This window comes from Mycobacterium sp. 852002-51152_SCH6134967 (assembly GCF_001667105.1).
GTDB classification, from domain to species: domain Bacteria; phylum Actinomycetota; class Actinomycetes; order Mycobacteriales; family Mycobacteriaceae; genus Mycobacterium; species Mycobacterium neumannii_A.
On the sequence record NZ_LZIK01000064.1, the window covers coordinates 122,761 to 134,623 of the forward strand.

Sequence of the window (11,863 nt, forward strand, 5' to 3'; positions counted from 1 at the left end):
CGAGCGAGGCAGAAGCATTCCCCCGTGCCAGCTGAAGTGTTTCCTTGTCGCTATCCACCAGCCCCCCAAAAAACCAGTCGGTCTAGGCTTCAGTACTTCGGGCCTGTGCGAGCCTGTCGCGAAGGCTCTTGGGCCTGATGTCGGGCCAGTTCTGTTCGATGTAGTCGAGACACGACGCGCGATCCGCTTCTCCGTAAACGACGCGCCAGCCCGCTGGAACATCGGCGAAAGTCGGCCACAGGCTGTGTTGTTCCTCTTCATTGACCAATACGAAGAAGGTGCCATTGTCGTCGTCGAATGGATTGGTACTCACAGTCCTCCTGACCGCGTCGTCTAATGTGTGCGACCGCACCAAACCATACTTAAGAGAGCCGACCTGTTCAGGCATTTGGCAAAGTTTTTCTCGGGCCCAGGTCTTCGCAGGTGCGGTGCGTTTCAGCAAACGCTGCGAAGGGGCCGCTAACGAGAGATAGATCTGCGCTGCGACGACGACCGCGTGAGCGACCGCCGATGTCCGCGCTTGGCCCAAGAGCGATCGTCGCCCACAAAGCTGATGCCGTTAGGGGCCTTTACAATCGGACAAACCGGAGTGCGAAAGCGTCGGCCCAGCTTTCGCGTCGCTCACTTGGTCTGTCCACCGACGCCCGCACGCCGGCCAAGGTGGTCGTAGGCCAGCAAATTATGCACATGTGTCAGTAGCGCGAGCGAATCCTTGCCTGCGAAAGCACAGGCTCACAGGAAATGCGGAGCCGTCGTGTGGGCAAACGACTGGCAGGATCCGCCACGATTGGCTCGCAAAGAAGTTGGGGAAAAACAGCGTGCGGGCTGACACGCCACATTGATTACGTGTGTCAGCCCGCACGCTGGCAGAACTAGATCATTCGATTCGATGCCTGGCACAACGAACAGTTCCGCCAAACAGCCGCACTCGCCCTGCGGCCCGTCCGGTTCAGGCCTGAATCGAAGCTCGCCGCCCAGGTGACCTAGAAGTTGTTACAGGTGTTGAAAACTGTTTGGTAGAGGCCGATGTACGGCTGATTCTCCGGCGATGCCGCGATTTGCTGCGCCATCCGCTGCCGCGTATCCGGGGGGGCGGCTAAGAATTGTTGCAGCCCGGCCTTCATTGCGTCATTGGAATTGAAGACAGATGCGGCCACTGGATCTGCCGCGTTCAACGCCGCCATGAGTTGCGGGTAGGTGCACGTGGTGTTGACAGCCGGACCGAGGTCAGGAGTTGCCGACGCGACCCCGGCACCGGCGGTCGCCGACAACGCCAGACCCGCTATGCCAACGGCCACTCGGGTCATCGTCAGTTTGATCATGTGTGTACCTCTCGTTCGGATGGATCCAGATTCCACTGCGTTTGATCGTTCTGCCGCCCCTGAACGTTTCATTACCCTCAGACCGGCGCGCTCAAGCCAAGTCCCACTGCCCCCTCATGCACTGTCGGATGCCGCCGCCAAGACTGGTCGCAGTAGACGCTGGCCAAATCTTGTTGGTCTAATTATCCATTTGCTGCTCGGCCGACGATACCAGTTCACCGACAACCGAAACAGCGAGTCAGCAAGCGCGAGCGCGCGTGGTCTGGCCTTGCCTACCGCTGTTCACCGAGTAGCGCACGAACCAGGGGGCGAGGACCATACGGCTCGAGCATTCGGCTTGCAGGCCGGGGTCGCACCCTCTGCGGCCACCAGAACCACCGTCCCAGGAGCGCTGCGATCGACGGTGTCATGAAGGCGCGGACCACCAAGGTATCGAACAGAAGACCGACCCCAATGGTGGTACCCACTTGGCCGATGATGCGGAGGTCGCTGACGACCATGGACATCATCGTGAAAGCGAACACCATGCCCGCGGACGTCACGACCTTCCCTGTACCGCCCATCGCCCGAATGATGCCGGTGTTCAACCCGGCGCCTATCTCCTCTTTCATCCGCGATACCAGCAGAAGGTTGTAATCCGACCCCACCGCCAAGAGGATGATCACCGACATCGCGAGCACAAGCCAGTGCAATTCGATTCCGAGAATATGCTGCCAGATAAGGACCGAGATTCCGAAGGACGCGCCGAGCGAAAGTGCGACGGTCCCCACGATGACAAGTGCGGCCATAAGGCTTCGCGTGATGATGAGCATGATGGCGAAAATGAGACACAGCGCCGCTACGCCCGCAATCAAGAGATCGAAGGTAGCGCCGTCTTGCATATCCTTATACGTCGCCGCAGTTCCGCCGAGGTAGATCTGCGCATTCTTGAGTGGTGTCGTCTTGAGCGCCTCCTCGGCAGCCACTCTTATGGCATCGACGCGTGCGAGCGCCTCCGGTGTCCCGGGCTCATCACGATGCGAGATCATCAGACGCATCGCCTTGCCGTCCGGTGAGAAGAAGAGATTCATGGCGCGTTTGAAGTCCTCATTTTCAAAGACTTCGGGAGGCAGGAAGAAGGAGTCATCGTTCTTGGCGGCGTCGAAAGCCCTGCCCATCGCGGTCACATCCTCAGTCGATTCCTCCATTTGATTGAGGAATCCCGACATGGTGCTGTGCATGGTCAAAACCATCATCCGCATCGTTTTCATCGACTCGACCATCTCGGGCATCACGGCGAGCAATTGCGGCATAAGCTGATCCAGGTGATCCATTTCGGTGACCAGCTGACGCAATTTTAGGCTGACTCTATCGGCGCCATCGAGAGTGTCGAATATGGATCTGATCGCCCAGCAGATGGGGATGTTGAAACAGTGCGGCTCCCAGTACAAGTAATTACGAAGCGGCCGAAAGAAATCGTCGAAATCGGCGATGTTGTCTCGCAACTCATTTAACGTATCTTCCATCTCGTGAGTAAGGCCGTTCATGCGATGGGTGATCTCGTAAAGTTGCCGCGTCAGTTCATAGTTCCGCTGCATCAAAGCGATCATCTTGCTCATATCGTCAGCTTGCTTCAGCAAGCCGTCCATTCGGGCTTGCTGAAATGGCAACATCTGCTTTTGACTGGCCATCTGAATGCTGATCAAAAAGGGTATCGAAGTCCGTTCGATCGGGGTCCCCTCGGGCCGTGTTATACCCTGTACCCGCGCAATTCCAGGTACGGCGAACACGTTCTTGGCGAGTTTGTGCAGAACCAGAAAATCCGCGGGATTACGCATATCGTGGTCTGACTCGATCATCAGAATCTCGGGCATCATCCGGGATTGCGGAAAGTGCCGCTCGGCGGCTGCATAACCGAGATTGGCGGGAATGTCCTGCGGCACATATTCGCGGTCGTTGAAGCTGCTCCGATATGCCGGAAGCGCCAGCAGACCCACAAGCGCTACGGCACAAGTCGCAGCCAGAATGGGGCCTGGCCATCGGACGATAGCCGTGCCCAACCGTCGCCACCGTCGAACGGCGATCTTGCGCTTGGGCTCGAACAGCCCTAACCTGCCTCCCACTGCGATCACTGCCGGAACGAGCGTGACAGCCACGGCGACCACCATGAGCATGCCCACCGCCCCTGGGACGCCCAGCGTCTCAAAATACGGCAGGCGGGTAAAACTCAGGCAGTAGATCGCGCCGGCGATGGTCAGGCCGGAACCCAATACGACTTTGGTGACGCTGCGGTAGGTGGTGTAGAAGGCGCGCTCCGGGTCCTCACCGGCCTGGCGCGCCTCGTGGTATCGCCCGAAAAAGAAGATCCCGTAATCCGTGCCCGCCGCGATGCCGAGCGACACCAATAGGCTGACTGCGAACGTTGAGAGATCCATTATCTCGTGCATGGCCAAGAGTGCGACGACCCCCCTCGCCACCTGCACCTGGATGCCCATGCTGAGCAGCACGAAAAAGACTGTGATGATTGATCGGTAGACGAAAAGCAGCATCACCAGGATCACCACGAGGGTCACTATGGTGATCTTGAGAATGGAGTCGTCGCCGGCCCTGTTCATGTCGGCCACCAACGGCGCGGGACCCGTCACGAAGGCGGCGACGCCCGGCGGCGTGGGCACTCCATCGACGATGTCTCGGACTGCCCGAACGGATTCGTTTGCCAGCGCCTCGCCCTGATCACCGGCGAGATTGACCTGAACGTAGGCGGCCTTGCCGTCACTACTCTCCGCGCCAGGGGCCGTTAGGGGATCCGCCCAGAAATCCTGTACATGGTTCACATGCTCCGGGTCATCGCGCAATTGGCGGATCAACTCGTCGTAGTAAGCATGCGCGTCGGGCCCGAGCGGTTTGTCGCTCTCCAGGACGATCATCGCGAAGCTGTCAGAATCGGATTCCTTGAACACCTCGCCCATATGCCTCATCGCTTGGTACGACGGGGCGTCTTCAGGAACCTGCGATACGGAGCGTTCCTTGCCGACCTGCTCGAGCGAAGGGATCCCGAAGAACAGGTACGCAGTGATGGCCAACCAGACAACGATGATCGGCACCGAGAGTAGGTAAACCGCTCGCGCGATGAACGGCGGTCTGTCGGTGGTATGCGGGTCGCTCATACTGCCTTCGACACGCGCAAAGACGGATCGTTCACGGTCACCAGCCCTAACGGTCCTGCTTCAGCAGCAGGGAACGTACCAATGGACGAGTCCCGAAAGGCCGAAGCATTTGACTGGATGGTCGGGGGCGTACACGGCGCGGCCACCAGAACCAGCGTCCAAGCAGCGCAGCGATCGACGGTGTCATCAGCGCACGCACGATCAACGTATCGAAGAGCAAACCGATCCCAATGGTGGAGCCCACTTGGCCCAACGTTCGGAGATCGCTGACCAACATTGCGAACATCGTGAATGCGAACACCAGGCCCGCGGCGGTCACCACTCGGCCGGTACCGGCCATCGCCCGGATGATGCCGGTGTTCAACCCGGCGCCTATTTCCTCCTTTATCCGGGAGACCAGTAGAAGGTTGTAATCGGAACCGACAGCCAAGAGGACGATCACCGACATCGCGAGGACCACCCAGTGGATTTGAATGCCGAGGATGTGCTGCCAGATGAGGACGGATAGACCGAACGCCGTACCGAGCGACATCGCGACGGTGCCGACGATGGTCAAGGCCGCAACAAAGCTCCGAGTCATGATCAGCATGATGATGAAAACGAGGCAAAGAGCCGCCACACCCGCAATCAACAGGTCGTATGTCGAACCCTCGACCAGATCCTTGGAGAGCGCCGCGGTGCCCCCCATAGAGACTTTGGCGCTTTCTAACGGCGTTCCTTTCAGCGCCTCCTCGGCAGCTGTTTTTATCGGCTCCACCCGCGAGATGCCCTCCGGTGACGCAGGGTCGTCCCGCTGCGTGATGAGCATCCGCGCCGCCTTCCCGTCCGGCGTCAAGAAAACATCCATGACCTTCTTGAAATCTTTGTTCTTGAATATGTCCGGCGGGAGGTAGAAGGAGTCGTCATTTTTGGCCGCGTCGAAAGCCTTGCCCATGGCGGTGGCGTTCTCGCTGCCCTCCTCCATTAGAGAGATCGTTCCGGACATGGTGCTGTGCATCGTCAGCATCATCGTCCGCGTGCTCTCCATCGTCGCGATCATCGGCGGGAACTGTGCGAGCAGCTGCGGCATCAGCAAATCGAGCTGATCGAGATTGGTGACGAGTTCGCGCATCGTGACGGTGATCTCGTCGAGGCCGTCGATCACGTCGAATACCGACCTGATCGCCCAGCAAATGGGGATGTTGAAACAGTGCGGTTCCCAGTAAAAGTAATTGCGAATGGGCCTGAAGAAATCGTCGAAATTCGCAATGTTGTCCCGCATCTCGTTCGTGATCTCTTCGAGCTCGTGCGTGGTAGCAATCATGCGGTGAGTAGTAGCGTTGAGCTCTGTCATCAGAGCAAACATGCGGTTCATCAACGCTATCGTTTTGGTCATTTCCTCGGCCTGCTTGAGCATGTCGTCCATGCGGGCCTTCTGGAATGGCAGCATTTGCATCTGGCTCGCCTGGTTCATGCTCAGCATGTACGGAATAGTCGTGTGCTCGAGCGGCTCTCCCGAGGGTCGCGTCGGACCCTGGACACGAGCAACGCCGGGTACCTCCAAAATTCCCTTGGCGAGCTTATTCAGCACCAGGAAGTCGGCGGGATTGCGCATATCATGATCTGACTCGACCATCACTACATCAGGCGTCATCATCAGAGCGGGCGGAAAATGCCGCTTGGCGGCCTCGAAGCCCTGGTTCGCATCGATGTAATCGGGGATGGTGTCCTGATCGTTGTAGCTGGGTCGATATCCCGGTAGGGCCAGGAGCCCGACGAGCGCCAATGCAAATGTCGCGACGAGGATCGGGCCGGGCCACCGAACGACAGCGGTGCCGATTCGCCGCCATTGACGGGTGATGACTCTCCGCTTCGGCTCAAACAGTCCCACGCGGCTACCCAGAGCGATTACCGCTGGTACCAATGTCAGGGCAACGGCGACCGCGACCAACACGCCCACTGAACCGGGGATGCCCAATGGTTGAAAGTACGGCAGACGGGTGAAACTCAGGCAGAAGACGGCCCCGGCGATCGTCGAGCCGGACGCCAGAACGACTTTACCGACGCTGCGATATGTGGTGTAGAAGGCTTCGAGACGATCCTCACCGGCCTGACGTGCCTCGTGATAACGCCCGAAAAAGAAGATTCCGTAGTCTGTTCCAGCCGCGATCACCAGCGACACCAACAGGTTGACCACGTAGGTGGTGAGGTCGACGGCCCCGATATCACCGAGGAAAGCGACGAACCCCCTGGCGACCTGGAGCTGAATCCCCACCATCAGCAATGACACGATAACGGTGACTATCGAACGATAGAGAAGCAGCAGCATCAAGAAGATCACCGAGATGCTCGTCGCGGTGACGAGGAAGACGGTCCTGTTACCGCTGGTTCCCAAATCAGCGACGAACGCAGACGGCCCGGTGACGTACGCCTTGACGCCAGGCGGCGCTGGCAAGCCATCGACGATGCTCCGGACGGCGGCAACCGCTTCGTTCGACTCGGCCTGACCCAGGTTGCCCATGAGATTTACTTGGACATAGACAGCCTTACCGTCGGCGCTCTGCGCAGCGCCTGCGGTCAGCGGGTCCCCCCAGAAATCACGAACGTATTCAACGTGCTGCCGATCCGCCTCAAGCTGCCGGATCAACTCGTCGTAGTAGACGTGCGCCTCGTCGCCGAGCGGCTCCTCGCCCTCTAGGACGATCATCGCCACGCTGTCGGACTGCGACTCGTCATACAGCTCGCCCATTCGCTGCATAGCTCTGAAGGACGGGGCGTCATTCGGCGTGAGTGTTATCGCGTTTTCACGCTCGACCTGTTCCAGCGACGGGACGCCGGTGCTGAGAATCACGGCAATCGCGATCCAGCCGAGAATGACGGCCGGCGCAAGCCGGTAGATCCACCGTGCGACGAATGGCGGTTTGCGGCGTACCGGAGCGATCGTCATTTCATGCGGCCTTCACCAGGCAATAAGTGAATGCATTCACTCCTTGGCTGGTCCGCTCCGCTTTGACCTCTCCGTCCACGATGATGCGGCAGCCGATGCTGCCGCCGTCGCCCTGCGTGACCAGGTTGCCCACGATCGCCGCGCCCGAGAGATCGTACGTCGCCGACCAGGGCAGACTTACTCCCTCGACATACTGCGGCTCGGCGTCGGGATCAAAGTAACTGATGTTCGCCGTCGTTCCGGGAGGTCCGAACACCTCATAGACCAGCTCTTTGGTGGTGTATGGCTCTTGCTCCTCGATTGCGGTCTCGGCGTACGAAGGACGGTTTTCTGAGCCGAAAACCGTACGCAGCCGCGACACGGTGAAACCTCCCGCAACAATCACCACGAGAATGAGCAGCGGGATCCACAACCTCTTAAAGATCCTGAAAATCGCGAATCCCCTCCGTCCGTCTCCATGTCCGTCGCTACCAGCCGCTCGAACATGCAACTACACATTGCCGCGACACGCCAGACGGCGACCCTGGGATTACCCGGAAGATCCCACGCTCGCCGTGTCGGAGTCACGGCAAACTTGAAGCGCCTCGGGGAGCAAAACCCGATCTCGATGAGTAAAGCATGCCGTCGGCCTCCACAATCTCCCCGTTCCCAACGCGATACGCGATCGTAATCCATCGCCTTCAGCGCTCCCGCACGGTATCCAGGTTGCGCCCCGGCCGACAAGTCGCATCACAGCCGTTTGCGAGCGCTGCGGACTGTACCTCCCGCCGGTCTGATGCGGAAGCGAATTCGAGGAACCGCGCTACGCCGGTCACGCTTTGTTCAGCAATCTGACGAAGGGCCAGATGGGGGGGCCGACCGATCTGGCGCCCTCCGACTTAGCGGACGATCAGTGTGATCGGTTGCGGGACTACGCGTTTGCGCGTGACGGCTGCTGGCAGTCATGGCCGCGTCTGGCGTTCCAGCCGCTCGAGCCTCACCGACCAGCGTCGGCGAAAAAGTCCAGAATCGCCGAGTTCACCACCTCGGGGCGCTCGAGAAAGCCCAGGTGGCCGGCGTCCGCGATTTCGAGGTACCGTCCGTTCGGGAAAGCGGCGGCCACCTCGGCGCCCAGATACGGCGGCATCACGAGGTCGTCGGCGAATCCCAGTACCAGCACCGGCGTAGTGATCACCCTGTAGACACGCAATCGATCGGTCTCTGGCGCCACCCCATACTGGGCGCGAACCCCGGGAGTCGGCTTCGTCGGCCACATCGTGAAGGTATCGATCCAGTCGCCAACGATTCTGTCGTCGTTCAAGGTCTTCGGCGAGAAGTTCTCGAGTAAGCGCAGTTTCGCCGCGTAACGGGGCGGAAGCTCTATACCGGCATCGACGAATTCGCGTTCGGCCACGCGAAAAAACTCGCGCGCCCGGTCGTGACGTCCGCGCGTGGCCATCAATGCTGCCTCAGTCACCAGATCGGGCCGGGCAAGCATCAGTTCTTGGGCGATATACGAGCCCATCGAGGTGGCCACGATCCGAACGGGGGCAATACTCAGCTTCTCAATCAGATTCGCGGTGTCGGCAACCATGGTCGCCGTCGTGAATCCCTCGGCATTTGCGGTTGCGCCGACCCCCCTGTTATCGAATGTGATGACGCGGTAACCCGCTGCACGGAACGCCGGCACCTGATGGATATCCCATGTGCGTCCGAGGCCACCTTGACCCGTGATGAACAGGACCGGATCTCCGTCGCCGCGGTCTTCGTAGGCCAAATCGAGCACGATTGGACGGTACTACGGCGACGTGCCGGGTTATCCTCCCGGCGTAAGGTGGAGGGCAGCTGCGGTGCGCTCACAGCGAGGCGATGTGGGGGTTAACCCCCCCTAATTGGTCGGGTCAACGCCGTTTCGGCCCACCTCGGCGTTCCGTACGTTGATGGTGTGGTCACAGTCATGAATCCAGAGGTCAAGCCGGTCCCGGCTGATACGACCTCGCCAACAGCGCGTCGGCGGATCGGTATCCTACCCAGCGCGTCGCTGATCGTAGGCGCGGTGCTCGCCATCGTTTGGCTGTGGTTACCGAGCATGCTCGTGCTGGTCGGTATCGCGACAATTCCATCGGTGGTCGGGCTTTTGGTCGCCGTGGTCGCATTCGTGTATCTGATGCGCGGCGCGCAGTGGCTGGAGCGTCTGCGAAGCGAAGCCGTATTCGGCATGAATATCCCCGCACCGCCGCGAAAATGGTCCCCTTACAAGGGCTTTGAGCGCTGGGCCCACCAATTGTGGCTCGATCTCAGCAGTGCTCAGTTCTGGAAGGGCTGCGCGCATCACCTTCTCCGGATGGTCTACGACTTACTCGCCGGTGGCCTGGCATTCGTACTGTTGGCGTTCGGATTTCTGGCACCGGCAGCGGCTATCGCCGTCAGTCACAGTGACGACGACGCCGGCCTGTACTCCCTGTCCCCGGCGCTGGCGTGGCCGCTGGCCGTGGTCGCGTTGGCGGTCGCCGCAGCGATTGTGGTCTTTGCGCCCATCCTCGACGCCCAACTCGACCGCTGGCTGCTCTCGTCGTCGCCAACCACGATGTTGCAAGACGAGGTCAACGCCCTCGCCGATGCCAGAATGGGAGCGGTCTCATCGGCGCACGCCGAGCGACGCCGAATCGAGCGCGACCTGCACGACAGTGTGCAGCCACGCCTCGTCTCGCTGGCGATGACGATCGGCCTCGCACAGACCAAGTTCGACAACGACCCGTCTGCTGCCAAGGCGTTGATCGCAGAGGCCCAGGATGACGCGAAAAACGCGATGCTGGAACTCCGCAACGTCGTGCGTGGTATCGCCCCGACGATCCTTTCCGACCGAGGGCTGGACGCCGCGCTCTCAGCGGTGGTACATCGAGCCGCCGTTCCGACAACGCTGGATATTGACCTACCGCGGCGTATTCCAGAGGAGACCGAAACTGTCGCGTACTTCGTTGTCGCCGAGTCCCTCACCAATGTCGCCAGGCACGCACATGCTTCGCGGGCCATCGTGACGGTGCGCCTCGACGAGATCGAAGACAAGCTCCACGTCTCGGTGTTCGACGACGGCCGCGGCGGCGCGCAAATCACGGACAGCGCAACCGCAACCGGTTTACGTGGTCTGGCCGATCGAGTGCGCGCGGTCCGTGGCACATTCACGGTTTCCAGTCCGGTCACCGGGTCCACGACTGTCACGGCGGTGCTGCCATGCGCATCGTGATCGCCGAGGATTCTGCGTTGTTGCGCGCAGGTGTCGAACGCATACTCGTCGATGCCGGCCATGAGGTGGTAGCGAGTGTGACTGATGCGTCGAATCTGCTCGGCCTGGTCAACGACGAAAAGCCGGATCTTGTGATCGTCGATGTCAGGATGCCTCCTACGTTCACCGATGAGGGAATTCGCGCCGCCGCGCAGCTGCGAAGCCAAAATCCAGAGTCGCCCGTATTGGTCTTGTCGCACTACGTCGAGGAGCGTTATGCCTCCGAGCTGATCACCTCGGACACCCGCGGCTTCGGCTACCTGCTCAAGGACCGCGTTGCTGACGTACCGGCGTTCCTGGACGCAGTGTCCGTCGTGGGCGGCGGTGGAACTCTCCTCGACCCAGAGGTCGTGTCCCAGATCCTCGCGCGATCGCATCGCCGGAGCGCGCTGGATCAGCTAACCCCTCGCGAACGCGACGTCCTGCAACTGATGGCCGAAGGTAGGACGAACTCTGCCATCGCCGCGACCCTGCACATTTCGACAGGTTCCGCGGAGAAGCACATCGCCTCCATCTTCACGAAATTGGGGCTTGCGCCCGACGACACCGGAAACCGCCGTGTCCTTGCGGTTCTGCGCTACCTCGAGTCTTAACAAGAAGGGATAGAAACCGTGACGACGATAGTGACGTCAGCCGATCATCGGCTCACGATGAAGACAGACCGAGAGGTTATCGAGGACGCTTTGGCACTCATCGAGGTTGACGGCGGGTGGACGCAAGGCACCTACTGCCGGGACGCCGAGGGATGTGAGGTGCACCCGACCCCGGCCGTTCCAGAGGGATGGGTACGGAAGCGCACCGAGCACGTTGGTGGAGGCGGCTATGTCGTACGAACCGAACCCGGCGCAAGGCCGTGCAGCTTCTGTCTCGGTGGGGCGCTACGAGTGGCGGCAGGCTACTGGCAGTCCGCGATGCCCCACGCCGCGCAGGCACAGATCGATCGCTTGGAGAGGCTTCTCCTGCAGATCGCCAACTCCGTCGATGTGCCGGGGTGGTTGAGCCTGCAGGCTTACAACGATGATGCACACACCACCAAGACCGACGCTGTGCTGACACTGAAGCGAGCCGCCACCTCGGTGGACCGGAGCAGCTACGTCCAGCATCCGCGTCGGACGGAGATACCACCCTTCGCGCCGGCCGCAATGAACGCCACCAAAGCCGCAATAAGGACGAGTACCGCGCGCATCGCGGAGCGGCGCCCCCCCGC

Annotated in this window: 9 protein-coding genes; 3 read left to right on the top strand and 6 right to left on the bottom strand. The window is 60.5% G+C overall.

Going from position 1 to position 11,863, the window contains the following annotated elements:
* Positions 1-82 precede the first annotated feature (82 nt).
* From A5790_RS20595 to A5790_RS20620, 6 genes are all read right to left on the bottom strand, one after another.
* A complete protein-coding gene (locus A5790_RS20595; protein ID WP_066848546.1) occupies positions 83-313 on the bottom strand; it encodes an MbtH family protein in 231 nt (76 codons plus the stop codon).
* Between the two features lie 670 nt (positions 314-983).
* Entirely contained in the window at positions 984-1,322 is a 339-nt protein-coding gene (locus tag A5790_RS20600; RefSeq protein ID WP_066848548.1) for a hemophore-related protein, read from the bottom strand.
* Between the two features lie 272 nt (positions 1,323-1,594).
* On the bottom strand, positions 1,595-4,468 hold the full coding sequence (locus A5790_RS20605) for an RND family transporter (protein ID WP_066848551.1): 2,874 nt from the start codon (positions 4,466-4,468) through the stop codon (positions 1,595-1,597).
* A 46-nt stretch (positions 4,469-4,514) separates the two neighbouring features.
* Entirely contained in the window at positions 4,515-7,394 is a 2,880-nt protein-coding gene (locus A5790_RS20610) for an RND family transporter (protein ID WP_066848554.1), read from the bottom strand.
* 1 nt (position 7,395) lies between these two features.
* Positions 7,396-7,818 carry an MmpS family protein gene (locus A5790_RS20615; protein WP_066848586.1) on the bottom strand — a complete coding sequence of 141 codons (423 nt, stop codon included), beginning with the start codon at positions 7,816-7,818 and terminating at the stop codon, positions 7,396-7,398.
* 552 nt (positions 7,819-8,370) lie between these two features.
* The gene (locus tag A5790_RS20620; protein ID WP_066848558.1) at positions 8,371-9,159 is read right to left on the bottom strand and encodes an alpha/beta fold hydrolase; all 789 of its coding nucleotides are present in this window, start codon (positions 9,157-9,159) and stop codon (positions 8,371-8,373) included.
* A 171-nt stretch (positions 9,160-9,330) separates the two neighbouring features.
* Here A5790_RS20620 and A5790_RS20625 point away from each other — a divergent pair, with 171 nt between their 5' ends.
* The 3 genes from A5790_RS20625 to A5790_RS25575 form a co-directional block, all read left to right on the top strand.
* Positions 9,331-10,617, top strand: a complete 1,287-nt coding sequence (locus A5790_RS20625; protein ID WP_066848561.1) for a histidine kinase — start codon at positions 9,331-9,333, stop codon at positions 10,615-10,617.
* On the top strand, positions 10,605-11,249 hold the full coding sequence (locus A5790_RS20630) for a response regulator transcription factor (RefSeq protein WP_066848564.1): 645 nt from the start codon (positions 10,605-10,607) through the stop codon (positions 11,247-11,249). The genes A5790_RS20625 and A5790_RS20630 overlap by 13 nt, the downstream gene beginning before the upstream one ends.
* Before the next feature lie 18 nt (positions 11,250-11,267).
* Positions 11,268-11,863: hypothetical protein (locus tag A5790_RS25575; RefSeq protein ID WP_197696851.1), on the top strand; the 596-nt coding region annotated here is incomplete at its 3' end.